The organism is Sphingobium sp. WCS2017Hpa-17 (assembly GCF_031843765.1).
Taxonomy (GTDB): domain Bacteria; phylum Pseudomonadota; class Alphaproteobacteria; order Sphingomonadales; family Sphingomonadaceae; genus Sphingobium.
On sequence record NZ_JAVTIV010000011.1, the window covers coordinates 41,557 to 57,424 of the forward strand.

13 protein-coding genes and 1 tRNA gene are annotated in these 15,868 nt (G+C 62.7%); 11 read left to right on the forward strand and 3 right to left on the reverse strand.

The window, feature by feature from the left end:
- The first annotated feature begins 28 nt into the window (after positions 1-28).
- Genes RQH62_RS15520 through RQH62_RS15540 form a run of 5 tightly spaced genes read left to right on the forward strand, consistent with a single transcriptional unit; the run spans position 29 to position 5,709 of the window.
- On the forward strand, positions 29-781 hold the full coding sequence (locus tag RQH62_RS15520; RefSeq protein WP_311269642.1) for a methyltransferase domain-containing protein: 753 nt from the start codon (positions 29-31) through the stop codon (positions 779-781).
- Positions 778-2,079, forward strand: a complete 1,302-nt coding sequence (locus RQH62_RS15525) for a hypothetical protein (RefSeq protein WP_311269643.1) — start codon at positions 778-780, stop codon at positions 2,077-2,079. Before RQH62_RS15520 ends, RQH62_RS15525 begins: the two co-directional genes overlap by 4 nt.
- On the forward strand, positions 2,076-3,221 hold the full coding sequence (locus RQH62_RS15530) for a glycosyltransferase family 4 protein (protein ID WP_311269644.1): 1,146 nt from the start codon (positions 2,076-2,078) through the stop codon (positions 3,219-3,221). Before RQH62_RS15525 ends, RQH62_RS15530 begins: the two co-directional genes overlap by 4 nt.
- Entirely contained in the window at positions 3,218-3,964 is a 747-nt protein-coding gene (locus tag RQH62_RS15535; protein ID WP_311269645.1) for an FkbM family methyltransferase, read from the forward strand. The genes RQH62_RS15530 and RQH62_RS15535 overlap by 4 nt, the downstream gene beginning before the upstream one ends.
- 2 nt (positions 3,965-3,966) lie before the next feature.
- Positions 3,967-5,709 (forward strand): MFS transporter, encoded by a 1,743-nt coding sequence (locus RQH62_RS15540; protein ID WP_311269646.1) that lies wholly within the window; start codon positions 3,967-3,969, stop codon positions 5,707-5,709.
- Positions 5,710-5,715: 6 nt separating this feature from the next.
- On the opposite strand, the gene RQH62_RS15545 is transcribed toward RQH62_RS15540, so the two are convergent.
- The 3 genes from RQH62_RS15545 to RQH62_RS15555 all read right to left on the reverse strand — a co-directional run bounded on the left by RQH62_RS15545 (position 5,716) and on the right by RQH62_RS15555 (position 7,677).
- Positions 5,716-6,735: a FecR domain-containing protein gene (locus tag RQH62_RS15545; RefSeq protein WP_311269647.1), complete on the reverse strand. Its 1,020-nt coding sequence runs from the start codon at positions 6,733-6,735 to the stop codon at positions 5,716-5,718.
- Positions 6,653-7,258: a sigma-70 family RNA polymerase sigma factor gene (locus RQH62_RS15550; protein WP_311269648.1), complete on the reverse strand. Its 606-nt coding sequence runs from the start codon at positions 7,256-7,258 to the stop codon at positions 6,653-6,655. Before RQH62_RS15550 ends, RQH62_RS15545 begins: the two co-directional genes overlap by 83 nt.
- 221 nt (positions 7,259-7,479) lie before the next feature.
- Positions 7,480-7,677, reverse strand: coding sequence for a hypothetical protein (locus RQH62_RS15555; protein WP_311269649.1), 198 nt, complete (start codon positions 7,675-7,677; stop codon positions 7,480-7,482).
- 123 nt (positions 7,678-7,800) lie between these two features.
- Here RQH62_RS15555 and RQH62_RS15560 point away from each other — a divergent pair.
- From RQH62_RS15560 to RQH62_RS15585, 6 genes are all read left to right on the forward strand, one after another.
- Positions 7,801-7,885, forward strand: a tRNA-Leu gene (locus RQH62_RS15560).
- A 58-nt stretch (positions 7,886-7,943) separates the two neighbouring features.
- Complete coding sequence (gene tig / locus RQH62_RS15565) at positions 7,944-9,545, forward strand: trigger factor (protein ID WP_311269650.1); 1,602 nt, start codon at positions 7,944-7,946, stop codon at positions 9,543-9,545.
- 157 nt (positions 9,546-9,702) lie between these two features.
- Positions 9,703-10,680, forward strand: coding sequence for a glycosyltransferase family 2 protein (locus RQH62_RS15570; protein ID WP_311269651.1), 978 nt, complete (start codon positions 9,703-9,705; stop codon positions 10,678-10,680).
- Between the two features lie 102 nt (positions 10,681-10,782).
- The gene (gene clpP, locus RQH62_RS15575; RefSeq protein ID WP_311269652.1) at positions 10,783-11,418 is read left to right on the forward strand and encodes an ATP-dependent Clp endopeptidase proteolytic subunit ClpP; all 636 of its coding nucleotides are present in this window, start codon (positions 10,783-10,785) and stop codon (positions 11,416-11,418) included.
- A 140-nt stretch (positions 11,419-11,558) separates the two neighbouring features.
- On the forward strand, positions 11,559-12,827 hold the full coding sequence (gene clpX / locus RQH62_RS15580) for an ATP-dependent Clp protease ATP-binding subunit ClpX (protein WP_311269653.1): 1,269 nt from the start codon (positions 11,559-11,561) through the stop codon (positions 12,825-12,827).
- Positions 12,828-13,195: 368 nt separating this feature from the next.
- Positions 13,196-15,781: a TonB-dependent receptor domain-containing protein gene (locus tag RQH62_RS15585; RefSeq protein WP_311269654.1), complete on the forward strand. Its 2,586-nt coding sequence runs from the start codon at positions 13,196-13,198 to the stop codon at positions 15,779-15,781.
- Positions 15,782-15,868: the final 87 nt, after the last annotated feature.

Below are 15,868 nucleotides of genomic sequence, written 5' to 3' on the forward strand. Positions count from 1 at the left end.
CTTTCAACTTCCCTGCGCGGAGCAACCAGTGATTACTGTCCAGCGGGTGGCCAAGGCTGCCGGCAAGCATCTGACCAAAACCGCGCTGAAACTGCGCAAGGCCCTGGGCGCGCGCCCGACGCGCAGTTGCCCGGCCTGCGGCACGCCGGTCGTTGGCTTTTTCCGCTATGGCGACAACGGCGAATGGGGATGCCCGGACTGCGGTGCCTCGCCGCGCGAGCGGCTGATGAACTGGCTGATCCAGCAGGGAACGCTCACTGTGCCAACCGCCGGCGCGATCCTGCACATGGCCCCCAATGAGGGCAGTCTGGTCAAGCGTTTCTCCGCCGCCGCAGATTATGTCCCGGCGGACCTTGATCCCGCCCGCTACACCGTGCCGCACATGCACCGTGTCGACCTGATGGAACTGGCGGACAGCGACCGCTACGACCTCTTCTACGCCAGCCATGTGATGGAGCATGTGCCCGACGACATGGCCGTGCTGCGCAACATCCATCGCGCGCTCAAGCCCGGCGGCGAAGCCTGGCTGATCGTGCCATTATGGGACAAGCCGACCGAGGACGGCAGCTTCGACATCCCGCCACGTGAGCGGGAGCGCCGTTTTGGCCAGTGGGATCATGTGCGCCAGTACGGCCCGGACTTCGCCGATCGCATCCGCGCCGCCGGGTTCGATCTGGAGGAAATCGACGCCGCGTCGATCGACGTCGCGACCCGTCATTTCCATGGGCTGGACGACCGGCTGTTCCGCGCGCGCAAGCCGGGCGGAGAGTCCGCACGGTGAGCCGCCTCGCGCGGCTGGAAGGCTCGGCCCGCTTTCTGGCTCTGGTGAAGCTTGCCAATGTCGGACTGGTGCTGGTCTGGGGCTTCGCCGTCACCTTCGTGTTCGTGCGCGTGCTGCCGATCGCCGAGTTTCAGGCCTTCCTGCTGCTCGTCGCCTTCGGCAATTTCACCATCTCGGCGGAATTCGGTCTGACCAGCATCATCTATGCGCGTTTGCGGCGGCACTGGCTGGGCGGAGCAGAGGCGGCGCAGGATGGCGGCTTCCGGCTGGAGGAAATGGGCGTCCTGTTTCTCTTCCTCGGCCTGCTGGTCGTCGGCGCCACGGCGATCCTGCTCGTCGCGCTGGCCGGGGGCTGGCTTTCGACCGGCATGCCATTGCTCTTCCTTCTCTTTTTCCTCTCCGCCTGCCTTAACCTGCCGGCTCTGCTGGCCAAGCGGGCACTGGCGGCGGTGGACGGCAATTTCCTGTGGGAAGGGCTGGACTGCGCCCGCCGCGTCGTGACCATCGGCCTCCTGCTCGCGATGCTGGCGGGCCTGGACCCGCGCCTGTCGATCGCGCTGCAACTCGTCGTCAGCATAATGGTGATCGGCTATGCGATCGGCCATGTCCATCGCCGTCTCGCCATGACGCGCCGCCATTGGCTGGCCTTTCGCGTCGGCGGCGGCCATGTCCGCACCCATTATCTGCGCGACATCGGCGCGTCGGCGGCGTTCACCGTCTCCGACATCATTGCCTATAACGCGCCCTATTTCACGATCGCATTGGCCACCAGCGATGCCCGGCCGATGCTGGTTTTCGACTTTTTCTTCAAGATGTCGCGCGCCCTCTCCATGCTGGTCCGCGCCACGGTAGAGGCCGCCTTACCCCGCATCACCCGCGCGTTTCACGCCGGCGACACGGCACGCTTGCGCCAGTTGCTCGGCCGTGCGCTGATGGCGGCGATGCTGTTCGCCGTCACCCTGTCCGCCCTGCTGCTGCTGGCAGGCGACCGGCTGTTCACCATCTTGTTCGACGGTCGCGCTGCCATCGACCGGGCCGACATTTTCCTCATCGTTCTCGCGCTCGCGGCGCTGACCCTGCTCAGCGTTTCCGTCTATGTGCAGGCGGCGCTGGGGCGGTTTGGCGAACTGCTCGCCCGCTCTCTGCCTTTCCTCGCCGGATCGCTGGCCAGCGCGCCGCTCGCCCTGCTGCTCTGGCCGGACCGGTTCGACCTCGCCTTCCTTGCGCTCTACGCGCTGACGCTGCTCGGCGTGGCCATGCTGCACCTTCTCTCGCTGCGCCGGCTGGTGCGGCCATGAAGATTGCCATGGTCGATCCCTCGCTCTTCACGGGGCGCTATGACGACAGCCTCTGCGCGGCGCTGGCGGGGGAGGGCGTGGACGTCAGCCTGCTTGGCCGCCCGATGCGCGATACCGACGCGATCCTGCCGCAAAACTACACCTATCGCCCCCATTTTTTCCGCCGCAGCGAAGCCTTGCGCACGCGACTGGGGGAGGGGCGCGCCTTCCGTCACGCCAAGGCAGCGGAATATGGCCTGACCTGCGCGCTGGGTAATCTCGATCCGCTGACGCAAGCAGATGTGGTCCATGTCCAGTGGCTCCCGCTCGCGCCTGCCGACCGCCTGATGCTGAAGCGGCTAAAGGGGCGCACGGCGCTGGTCCACACCGTCCATAATGCCGACGCCTATCATGCCGATGCCGGCTTGCAGGGGCGCGGCTATCGCGCGTTGCTGGACATGTTCGACGCGCTGATCGTCCATGGCGACACCACCTGCGCGGCACTGACGGGGCAAGGCGTCGATCCCGCCCGCATCCATGTGACCCCGCACCCGCCGATGCGCCTCGCCCCGGCTACGCCCGCCGACCTCGCCGCTATCCCGGCGCCAACGGTCCCACGCCTGCTCTTCTTCGGCACCATCCGCCCCTATAAGGGCGTCGATATATTGATCGAAGCCTGCCTTCAGCTCTGGCGCGCCGGCCATGCCTTCGAACTGGTCCTCGCCGGCAAGCCATTCATGGACGTTGCGCCTTTGATCGACGCCGTCGCGCAAGCGGGCTTTTCCCACCGGCTCATTACCGACTTCGGCTTTCTCACCGAACCCCGGCTCGACGCCCATATGGCCCGTGCCGACATGATTGTCTTCCCGTACCGCCATATCGATTCAAGCGGCGCCTTCCTGTCCGCGCTGCACCATGGCAAGGCGATGGTGACGTCCGATGCCGGCATGTTCGGCCAGTTGCCGGACGGCGTCGCTGTCAGGGTGCAAGCGGGAAATGCGCCGGCTCTGGCCCAAGCCCTCTTGCCGCTGATCGAAAGCGCGGCCATCAGGCACAGCCATGGGGCGCAGGCACGCGCCTATGGACAGGCAATGGGAAGTTGGAAGGATATGGCGGTGGCGACCATCGGCATTTATGAAACCGTACTGGCCGCACGCGCATGAACCGCTATCTGCGCGAACTCGCCGACCGCAAGCTGGCCCTGCGCCTCGCGCTGGCGGGCCGCGTCCATCAATATCCCGAAATTCAGGCGCTCAAGCGCTTCCTGTCGGCCTTTGCGGTCGACTGCCTGTTCGACGTCGGCGCCAATCGCGGCCAATATGCGACCATGTTACGCAAGGATGCCGGCTATAAGGGGCTGATCCTCTCCTTCGAGCCGAACCCGGACGTATTTGCGCAGTTGCAGAAGGCCGCCGCGTCCGATCGTAACTGGCATGTGTTCAACATGGCCCTGTCCGATTTCGACGGCACCGCCAGCTTCAACATCATGGCCGCCGACCAGTTCAGTTCGCTCAAGAAACCGTCGGGCGAACAGGACGCCATCTTCGCCGACCGCAACAAGGTGACGAAGACGGTGGAGATGCAATGCCGCCGCCTCGACACACTGCTCCCCGAACTGGTGGCGCAGCATGGCTTTGCGCGCCCTTTCCTAAAGATGGACACGCAGGGCCATGATCTTTCGGTGTGCGAAGGCGCAGGCGCGGTCCTGACCGACATGCTCGGCGTTCAGACGGAACTGGGCGTCCGCCCCATCTATGAAGGCGGCACCGGCTATCGCGCGATGATCGACTGGCTGGGCGATCGTGGCTTCGTCCCCTCCGCTTTCTTCGCCAATAATAAGGGGCATTTCCCCCTGCTGGTCGAAATGGACGGCATCTTCGTCAACCGGACGCTGGTCGAGTCTTGACCATGGGCGCTCAAGTCGGGTCCGTCAGCGCGCGCCGCCTGTTCCTCGCAGGCGCGATAGGACTGGCACTGTGGCTGGGCGCGACCTTCCTCTGGCACGTCACCTATCGGCAGGGCGTCAGCCTGGCCGTCATCCTGCTGCTGGATCAGGACTTCCCCGCGCTGCTGGGATCGTTGCTGCTGCTCGCGCTGGCCGCGCCCTGGGCGGAGGGGAAGGGCTTCGCGTTCCCCCGGCCGACCGCGCGCATCGTCGTGCCGCTGATCGTTCTGCTGGGGATAGCGGCATGGGCCGGCCATTATGCCCTGTTTCAGGATTATGCGATCAGCCGGGATGAGGAAGTCGCCCGCTTCGCTGCCGCTTACATGCGCGAAGGCCTGTTCGCCCGGCCGATCCCGATGGAATGGGAACCGTATCGCCGCGCGATCATGCCCGAATTCTTCTCGCCCTTCGGCGCGGCGGATTACTGGACGGCGGCCTATTTGCCCGTGAACAGCGCCATTCAGGCGCTCTTCTGGCAATTGGGCGATCCCAACCTCGCCGGGCCGGTGCTGCTGATGGCGGGTCTGTTCGCGCTGTGGCGGGTGGCGCTGCACCTGATGCCCGATCGCCCTGATGCGGTCTGGGTGACGGTGCTGTTGGGCTTCTCTTCCAGCCAGCTCTGGGTCACCGCCATGACCCCCTATGCCATGACCGGCCATTTCGCGCTGAACATGGTGTGGCTGGCGCTGGTCCTGCGTGGCGGACTGGTCGGGCATCTGAGTGCCGGGGTGGTCGCCCTCATCGCAGCCGGCCTGCATCAATGGCATTTCCCGCCTATCTTCATTGCGCCCTTCATCCTGTGGATGCTGCTGGCGCGGCGCTGGGCGGTGGCGGCCTTCCATGTGCTGACGCTGGTGGCGATCGTCATCATCTGGGCCAAGATCTGGCCCGGCTTCCTGATGCATGCGCTGGGTGCGCCGATGGACGTACGCCCCTCGGCCGGCGTGGCGGACAAGGTGGGCAGCCTGTTCCAGCGTCTCGGCGATCGCTGGCAACCGCTGGTCAACCTGACCCGGTACATGGCCTGGAACAACATACTCATGGTTCCACTGGCCGCGCTGGGCATTGCCGGCATGCGCTGGCGGGCGATGATCCGGGGGCAGGAAATCGCGCTGCCGCTGGCGCTGGGCTGCGTGGCTGGCTGCCTGCTCGCTCTGGCGCAGGGCTATGGCTGGGGTTTCCGCTACGCCCATGGCTTCATCGGTCCCTTCTGCCTGCTCGCCGGCCTTGGCTGGGCGCGGTTCCGGCCACAGGGCGCGCTGCGCCCGCTGATCATCGGCGTGGCCATCACCGCGCTGGCCAGCGGTTTCCTCGTCTGGCGCACCCATGTCTTCGTCGCACCCTATGCCGCCAGCCATCGCCTGATCGATTCGAGCGAGGCGGATGTCGTGCTGGTCGATCCGCGCGGCGGCCTCTACGTCACCGATCTGGTGCGCGGCCGCAACGGCGTGCCGGGCAAGCCGATGGTGATGAACCTGGGCATGCTTTCGCTCGATCAGGTGGACGACCTCTGCAAATCCTATGTGGTGGAACTGTTCGACCGGGCCGAATTCCGCCCGCTTGGCGTGCCGCTCGCCCGCTGGAACCTCGGTCGCATGGACGCGCTGCGCGCCCATATGAAAGAAGAAGGCTGCGATCGTCCGGTCCAGCCGCCGCTGCCCGAAAGCTTCGACGACGCGCTCAATGCCGCCGACAATGCGATGTAATATGGCTTAGTTGGCCGCCAGTGCTGCCGGTTCGTCGTCACGATAGAGCAGCATCACCGATCCATCCTCGCCATGAACCGCGCGGATTGGCAGGCTCAGTTGCAGCGCCGACAGAAATTCCCGACTGTCGTTGATGCGGAAACGTCCACCGATACGCAGCGCCGACACCCGCGAATCGCCGATCAGGATCGGCGTCGCGCGATAGCGGTTGAACTCGCCCGCCGCCTGCTCGATCGTTTCGCCGTCCAGTTCGACCATCTGTTCGCGCCAGGCCGTGCGCTGGTCGACCAGCTTGGGGCCGAGATGGGTGAGGGCGATGGTGCGTGGCTGGATCACGGCGCCACTGCCGGCCTTGACCTTCTGCGCCGTGCTTCCACCCGAATGGACCGTCACCGTGCCCTGCGTTACCGTCAGTTCGATGACGGACGGGCGCATCCGCACGTTGAAGGCGGTGCCTACCGCGCGGATCACCGCCGACCGGGCTTCGACATCGAAGGGGCGCTTCTGGTCATGGGCGACATCAAACGACGCTTCGCCCTTGATGATCCGCACCTTGCGGCCATTGCCGGTGAAACGAACCTCCGCTTCGCTGTCGCTGTTGAGGTGCAGGATGGACCCGTCGTCCAGTGCGATGTCGCGCAATTCACCGATGGCGGTCTGATAGCGGTCGATGCCGCTGAAGGTGCGCACGGTGACGATCGCGGCGACGATGAAGAAAAGCACCGCGACGGCGGCGGCGATCATGATGTTGCGCGACAGGCGGCGCTGCTGTTCCTCGCTGACGATCGCGGCCATTGGTGGCAGCGTGATGTCGGCGGCAGCACTTTTCAGCCGCTCGGCGGCCTCCCATGCGGCTTCGGCATGGGCGAAGGCGACGGCATGGCGCGGATCGCTTTCGATCCAGGCACAAATATCTGCTTCGTCTTGCGGGCTGGGGTCGTTGTTAAGCCGGGCTAGCAGGCATGCGGCCTGCGCCTCGATCGCGTCCCTGTCGCCGCTGTTCGAACCTGGTCCCGACGCCTGCACGCTCGAAGTCCGTTTCCTCACGTTCTGCCCAGGCCCGCATAACTATCGCGATGGCTTTGGCCAGATGTTTTTCAACAGTAGAAACGGATAGAGACATTTCCTCCGCTATTTCCAGCATCGATTTTTCATGGATGCGGCGCAAAATGAATACGCGGCGGCATTGGGTCGGCAGCGACTCGACGATCGCCTCTACTTGGCGCAACGCTTCGCGGGCATGGAGTTGCGCTTCGATATTATTCTCGCCACCCAGCAATTCCAGATCGGCGATGGTTTCGAAGCTGACCACCTTGTTGCGCCGCGCCGTGTCGATGACGAGATTGCGGGCGATGGTGAACAGATAGGCGCGGCCTGTCGTCACATTCTCCCAATTTTCCGTGGCATAGGCGCGGGCCAGAACCTCTGCGACCATATCCTCCAGTTCATGGGTGGATGGCAGGATTCTGCGGAGGCGGCCACGAAGGGCGGCTTCCTGTGGCAGGATAACCGTCTTGAACCAGTCCAGTTTAGCGCGAACCCTGTGCACGATGACCCCCTTATTTTGTCAGCCGCGCCTCTCCACTATTTATGTTTTTGTCTTTTCGATGACATATTTCAATCATGGATGCAGGGGCCTGTCCAGCCACCCAAGGGTCATTTTTCGGCAAACAACCAAAATGGTTCCCGCGATCGCAAATTAATTGTGGATATGTTGCCGCGAGCGCACACTTATGTCCCTGCAATCCTTTGCTGGGCGATCCGCGCTCCTTAATCCGGTGGCGGCGGCAACTCGGTCGGGGCGCTGTCGGGCTGGTCATAATCCGGGCCCACAGGGCTGATTTCGTCCGGTTGCGTCATCGGCGTTTCCGCCGGAGTGGTCGGCGGCGGCATCTCGTCGGGCGACTGTGGCTCGATCCGGTCAGGCGCGGGGATGCCGTCGGGATCGTGATCGGGGCGAGTGGCCATGTCTGTCTCTCCTGTGTAATCTATCGGACCTACGTTCGGGCCGCATCGCGGTTCCGCAGGGCGTGCCACTATAGCTTGCCTCTTACCGCGCTTTTCTCTATGCCGCGCCGACCGGCGACCGATGCGGGCGTGGCGAAACTGGTAGACGCGCCAGATTTAGGTTCTGGTATCGTATGATGTGGGGGTTCGAGTCCCTTCGCCCGCACCAGACGCCGCCTGCGGCGACGCCACCGAAATTCAGCTGAAGAAAGCGTTTGAGAGAAGAGATGCAGACTGTCGAGACGTTGAACGAGGGCCTTAAGCGCGCCTACACCGTAACCATCACGTCGAAGGACATCGACGCCCGCGTCGAAAAGGAAGTCGCCGCGATCGCACCGCAGGTGCGGATGCCCGGCTTCCGTCCCGGCAAGGTGCCTGCCAACCTCGTGAAGAAGATGCACGGTGAATCGCTTCAGCGCGACGCCCTGAACAATAGCATCCAGGAAAGCATCCAGAAGCTGATCGCCGACCAGAAGCTGCGTCCCGCGATGCAGCCTTCGGTCGAGCTGGACGAAGGCTTCGAATTCGGCAAGGATGCCGAGGTCAAAGTCGAACTGGAAGTGCTGCCCGAAATCGCTGCGCCCAGCATCGAGGGTCTGAAGCTGGAACGCCTGACCGCCGAAGTCGCAGACGCGCAGGTGGATGAAGCCGCCGGCCGCATCGCCAGCCAGCAGGGCGCGCTCGAAGAATATGCCGCCAGCCACAAGGCGAAGGACGGCGACACGCTGAAGATCGATTTCGTCGGCAAGGTAGATGGTGAAGCGTTCGAAGGCGGTTCGGCCGAAGGCGTGAACCTCAAGATCGGCGCCGGCCAGTTCATCCCCGGCTTCGAAGAGCAGCTGACCGGTGTGAAGAAGGGCGAGGAAAAGACCATCGAGGTCACCTTCCCTGAGGAATATGGTGCCGCGCACCTCGCCGGCAAGGCCGCGACATTCGACATCACCGTCCAGTCGATCCTGAACGCCGACAAGCCCAAGGTGGATGAAGAATTCGCCAAGTCGCTGGGTCTGGAAGGTCTGGACAAGCTGAAGGAACTGCTCAAGGGCCAGATCGAGCAGGAACATAATGGCCTGACCCGCACCTACATGAAGCGCAAGCTGCTGGACCAGCTCGCCGCTGCCCATGATTTCGACGTGCCGCCCAGCATGGTGGAAGCCGAATTCAGCCAGATCTGGCAGCAGCTTCAGCATGAAGCGACCCATGAGGAAGATCCGGCCGCCGCGATCGCCGAAATGGAAGCCGAAAAGGAAGACTATCGCGCCATCGCCGTGCGTCGCGTCCGCCTTGGTCTGCTCCTCTCGGAAATCGGCCAGGCCAATGGCGTCGTCGTCAACGATCAGGAAATGAACCGTCTGATCATGCAGGCGGCCCAGCAGTACGGCCCGCAGGACCGCGAACGCTTCGTCCAGTACGTTCGTCAGGATCCGATGGCCGCTGCTCAGCTGCGCGCGCCCCTCTATGAGGACAAGGTCGTCGACTTCCTGTTCGAAAAGGCGGAAGTCACCGACCGTGCCGTCAGCCGTGAGGAACTGGAAGCCGCGATCGAAGCCGAAGATGGCGATCTGAAGCCCCACGTCCACGGTCCCGGCTGCGGCCATGACCATGGCGATGAAAAGCCCAAGGCGAAGAAGGCTGCGCCTAAGAAGAAGGCAGAGGACGCCGCTGAAGAGGTGAAGGCCGACGACGCCGCTGAAGACGCAGCCCCTAAGAAGGCTGCGCCCAAGAAGGCCGCCGCCAAGAAGGACGACGCCGTGGCAGAAGACGCCGCCGCCGAGGAGAAGCCCAAGAAGAAGGCTGCTCCCAAGAAGGCTGCCGCCAAGGCCGAATAAGCCTGTCCTTGCCGACATGATGAGCGCCCGGCTTCTCCGCGAAGCCCGGGCGCTTTTCATTTATGGCGGCCTTTTCTTTGCAGAATGGCCATGGCAGATGAAATGTTAAGGATGATGCGCCATGCCGTCCGGACGATCAGGCAGGGCGTGAGAGGCGATGAAGGAATTTCCCGCAGTGAATAGCGAAACGGCCGTCGCGGCACCGCGCGTCGCGGTCATCCTGCCCTGCTATAATGAAGCCGGCGCGATCGTGCAGACGGTGGAGGATTTTCGCCGCGCGCTGCCCGCCGCCGATATCTACGTATTCGACAATAACAGCACCGACGGCAGCCGTGACCTTGCGGCCGGAGCAGGGGCCATTGTCCGCCGCGTAACGCAGCAGGGCAAGGGCCATGTCGTCCGCCGCATGTTTGCCGACGTCGACGCTGATATCTACATCATGGCCGATGGCGACGCGACCTATGAGGCCGCCGCCGCGCCCCAGATGATCGCTGCCATGCTGGAGGATAATCTGGACATGGTCGTCGGCTGCCGCCGCGATCAGGTGGAGGAAGCCTATCGTCGTGGCCATCGCTTCGGCAACTGGGCGCTGACCAGCCTGCTCAAGCAATTGTTCGGCCGCAGCTTCACCGATATCCTCTCGGGCTACCGCGTCTTCTCGCGCCGCTTCGTTAAAAGCTTCCCGGTTCTTTCCGCCGGCTTTGAGATCGAGACGGAAATCAGCGTCCACGCGCTGGAACTCGCCATGCCCGTCTCCGAGGTCATGACCGCCTATGGCGCCCGCCCGGAAGGCTCGGTGAGCAAGCTCAGCACCTATCGCGACGGCTTTCGCATCCTGCGCACGATCATCACCCTGTACCGCATCGAACGGCCGATCCTGTTTTTCGGCATCATCGCGGCTTTCCTTGCGGCGCTGGCCCTTGGCCTTGCCGCGCCGCTGATCGTCACCTATCTCCACACTGGCTTGGTCCCGCGCTTCCCCACCGCGATCCTGGTCACCGGCGTGATGATCCTGGCGACCCTGTCGGCCATGTGCGGGCTTATCCTCGACACGGTCGTGCGCGGTCGTCGCGAAGTCCGCCGCCTTGCCTATCTCGCCTTCCGCGCGCCATCCGACTACGGCCGCCGCGACTGATCCTCACTCCTGCCCTGAAGGCGGTAACGCCTTCCCCCTTGAACCATTCGCCTTTTGTGCCGATGTAGGGGCTGGGCAAAAGCACCAGACTGAAAGAGCACAATGACCGATATCATGACCGATCCCATGGCCGCCCTGGTCCCCATCGTCATCGAACAGTCGAACCGCGGTGAACGCAGCTTCGACATTTACTCGCGCCTGCTGCGGGAACGGATCATCTTCGTCACCGGCCAGGTCGAGGATCACATGGCTTCGCTGATCGTCGCCCAACTCCTGTTCCTCGAATCGGAAAATCCGAAGAAGGACATCTGGATGTACATCAACTCGCCCGGCGGCGTGGTGACGGCCGGCATGGCGATCCATGACACGATGAAATATATCCGTCCGCAGGTCGGCACCGTCTGCATCGGTCAGGCCGCCTCGATGGGCAGCTTCCTGCTCGCGGCGGGTGAACCGGGCAAGCGCATCGCGCTCTCCAATGCCCGCATCATGGTGCATCAGCCGTCCGGCGGCGCGCAGGGCATGGCGTCGGATATCGAGATCCAGGCCAAGGAAATCCTGCGCATCCGCCGCCGTCTCAATGACCTGTACGTCAAGTACACCGGCCAGACGCTGGAAGCGGTCGAAAAGGCGATGGACCGCGACACTTTCCTCGAAGCGGACGAAGCCAAGGCGTTCGGTCTGGTCGACGAAGTGTTCGATCGCCGCCCGGTCGCGGCGGAAACAAGCGAGGCTTAAAGACAATCTTTACCGCGTCGCGTCACTTTCTACCCTTGTGGAACGGGCGCGCCGCGGTCTAGAATGGCCTTTGGACCAGAAAATCCCTCACCGAACGCGGTTATGGTGAACGTAAAGCGGGGGGGAAGAGAGAATGGCGAATGACTAAGCTTACCGGTTCGGATTCGAAAAGCACACTTTACTGCTCCTTCTGTGGGAAGTCGCAGCATGAGGTGCGCAAGCTGATCGCAGGACCGACCGTGTTCATCTGCGACGAATGCGTGGAACTGTGCAACGACATCATCCGCGAGGAGACCAAGGGCGGTCTTGTCGGCAAGAAGGATGGCGGCGTGCCCACCCCGCAGGAAATCTGCGATGTGCTCGACGATTATGTGATCGGCCAGAAGCGCGCCAAGCGCGTGCTGTCGGTTGCCGTCCACAATCATTATAAGCGCCTCAACCACGGCTCCAAGCCGGGTGAGGTGGAACTGGCCAAGTCGAACATCCTGCTCGTCGGTCCGACTGGCTGCGGCAAGACCTTGCTGGCGCAGACGCTGGCCAAGACGTTCGACGTGCCCTTCACCATGGCCGACGCGACCACGCTGACCGAAGCCGGTTATGTCGGTGAGGATGTGGAAAACATCATCCTCAAGCTGCTTCAGGCGTCCGACTATAATGTCGAGAAGGCGCAGCGCGGCATCGTCTATATCGACGAAATCGACAAGATCAGCCGCAAGGCGGAGAACCCGTCGATCACCCGCGATGTGTCGGGCGAAGGCGTGCAGCAGGCGCTGCTCAAGCTCATGGAAGGCACCACCGCTTCGGTTCCGCCGCAGGGCGGCCGCAAGCATCCGCAGCAGGAATTCTTGCAGGTCGATACGACCAACATCCTGTTCATCTGCGGCGGCGCTTTTGCGGGCCTCGAAAAGATCATCGGCGATCGCCTCGAAGCCAAGTCGATCGGTTTCGGCGCCCATGTCGCTGCGCCCGAAGAACGCAAGACCGGCGAATTGCTGCGTCAGAGTGAACCGGAAGATCTGCTCAAATTCGGCCTGATCCCCGAATTTGTCGGTCGTCTGCCCGTCATCGCGACGCTGGAAGATCTGGACGTGACCGCTTTGGTCAAGATCCTGGTCGAGCCGAAGAACGCGCTGGTCAAGCAATATGGCAAGCTGTTCGACATGGAGAATGTCGAACTCAGCTTCACCGACGATGCGCTGACCGCGATCGCGAAGAAGGCGATCGAGCGCAAGACCGGTGCGCGCGGCCTGCGATCCATTCTCGAAGCGATCCTGCTGGACACCATGTTCGACCTGCCGTCCATGCAGGGCGTTGGTGAAGTGGTGGTCGACAAGGATGTCGTCGCCGGGACCAAGGAACCGATTCGGGTGTTCAGCGAAAAGGAAAAGCGGGCCGAAGACGCCGCCTGACCTGACCCATTCTACCCGTATGAAATAAAGGGCCGGCGAGCGATCGCCGGCCCTTTTTCATTACGCTTGCGTGCGCTGCACAAAAATTCCTGCTGCGTTGCAAAATTGCACCAGTGTCAAACTAGTGCGCCTCGCCGACAAATTGTCATGAAACTTCAATAAATTATCATCAAAGGCGGGTCGTCCCGAAGCCTGAGCGGGTGGGGCAGGAGAGGAATGTGACAGTCCTGTGGGTGCATTGTAACAAAATTGCAATCGACGCATCACAGGGCCGTCGCCAGAGGCCGCCAAGAGCGGCGCCGGCTTGAAAGAGCAGACAGGTTTAAGAGGCGTGGCTCGCGCCACTCTTGAAAAGGGACAAGGGTCAAATGAAGAAATTTCTGATGGGCAGCGCCGCGATGATCGCCGTCGCCAGCCCCGCCATCGCATTCGCACAGTCGACCGGTTCGGACGACTTCGACACGATCGTCGTAACGGGCGCAACCGTCAATCAGGGCGTCGCCGGCATCAAGATCCCCGACTCGCCCAAGGCGAAGGTCGTGCTGGGTCAGGAAATCATCCAGGCACAGCGCCCCGGTCAAACCATCAACGAAATCATCAACCTGGTGCCGGGTGTCAGCTTCACCAACAACGACCCCTGGGGTTCGTCGGGCGGCAGCTTCACCATCCGCGGCTTCAGCTCGGACCGCATCTCGCAGACCTTCGACGGTATCCCGCTCAATGACTCGGGCAACTATGCGGTTTACACCAACCAGCAGGTCGATGGCGAACTGATCGAAAACGTCAACGTCAACCTGGGCTCGACAGACGTCGACAGCCCCACCGCTGCGGCGGTTGGCGGCACCGTCAACATCAAGACGCTGGAGCCGAGCGACGAATATGGTGTCCTGGCCAGCGCCAGCTACGGCAATATCCTCGCCGATGGCGCGGGCGATCGCCCCTATTTCCGCATGTTCGGCGTCATCAACACCGGCGACCTGACCGGCCATGGCACCAAGGCTTGGTTCTCGGCCTCGCGTCTGCGCAACGATGCGGCCTTCGCCAATTATGGCAAGGTGTCGAAGCAGCAGTATAACGCCAAGATCTGGCAGGACATTGGCGATAATGGCGATTTCATCTCGATCGCCGGCCACTACAACCAGAACCGCAACAATTTCGGTGGTTCGCCGCTGCGCGCCAACGCCATCACCGGCGACAAATCGGGCCGCTTCTACAATATCGGCAACACTGCCACCGGCGGTGGCTATCCCTGCAATGTCAGCGAAACCAGCACACCCAACACCTGCGGTACCGAATTTGAGCGCCGTTTCAATCCGTCCAACACCGGCAACGTCCGCCTGAACTCGAAGTTCACGCTGACCGAACGCCTGACCTTCTCGGTCGATGGCGCCTATCAGTGGGTGAAGGCCAATGGCGGCGGCACCACCAGCGCCAACGAAACCTTCTTCACCGATGCGACCGGCTTCACCGGTACCGGCAACTATAATGGCAGCTTCTACTTCGGCCGCGACCTGAACGGCGACGGCGTGCTCGGCCGTGTCACCGTGCTTCAGCCCAGCCAGACCAACACCCGCCGCTGGGTCGGTATCGCGAACCTCGCCTACGAAATCAGCGACGCCCACCGCGTTCGCCTGTCGTACAGCTACGATCGCGCCCGTCACCGCCAGACCGGCGCTGCCGGCTTCCTGGACCAGGGCGGCACGCCGTTCGACGTCTTCCCGATCAACGATCCGATCACCGATGCTGCCGGCAACGTCCTGCAAAAGCGTGACCGCAAGTCGATCGCCGAACTCAATCAGATTGCTGGCGAATATCGTGGCCAATTCTTTGAAGACCAGCTCACCGTCCTCATCGGTGGTCGTCTGCCCTTCTTCAAGCGCGAGCTGAACCAGAACTGCTTCACCACCAGCTCGGGCGGCTTCGTCAACTGCGTCCCGACCGACCAGATCGCCGATTATATCGCGACCCACCCGTACAGCTATGACGCGACCACGGGCAAGGCGACCGGTTCGGCTCTGCCGCAGGCGCGCAAGCTGAAATATGACAAGTTCCTGCCGAACGTCGGCGCGACCTTCAAGATCACGCCGGAAATCAGCATCGCGGGCAGCTATGCCAAGAACATCTCGGTGCCCAGCACCGACGCGCTCTACAATGCCTTCGTCTTCCCGGCGGACAGCGAATCGGCCTATCGCGTTGCTGAAACCTCGGACAGCTTCGACGCCAGCATCCGTTACAATTCGTCGAAGGTGCAGGCTGCGATCACCGGCTGGTATTCAAAGTATAAGAACCGTCTGGTCACCGCTTATGACATCGACGGCAACGGTACCGATACCAACCTGGGTCCTGTGAAGAAGTACGGCATCGACAGCAGCATCTCGTACAGCCCGATCAAGGAAGTGACGGCTTATCTGTTCGGTTCGTACATCAAGTCGGAAATCCAGAACGACGCTGTGACCGGCAGCTGCGCCGCCACCAGCGACATCGCGCTGGCCGGCCTGTGCTACATTCAGGACGGCGTCGCTTACCTTCGCACTGCCGGCAAGCGTGAGCGCAGCGCACCCAAGTACCTGTTCGGTGGCCGCCTGCAGGGTAACTTCGGTGACTTCACCATGGGCGTGCAGGCCAAGAAGACCAGCTCGCGTTATATGAACGACATCAACGGCGAAGTGCAGTCGGTGGCCATCACCAATCCTGATGGCACGGCGGGTACCAAGATCATCGCACCCGGTGCGAAGTTCGGTGCCTACACCGTCGTCGACATCGACCTGCGCTACTCGCTCGCCAGCCTCGGTATGGAAAAGGGCGCGATCCAGCTGAACGTCAGCAACCTGTTCGACAAATTCTATGTCGGCTCGTTCAGCGGCGGTCTGGACACGCTGGCTAGCTCTTCGTCGGCCTTCGTGAACTTCGGTTCGCCGCGCGCGATCAGCGCCTCGCTGATCATCGGCTTCTAAAAGTCGATCGACACCACAAACAAGAAAGGGCGGGGAGCAATCCCCGCCCTTTTTCGTGGCCTGCCATCCCGCTGTCCTATTCCCGCG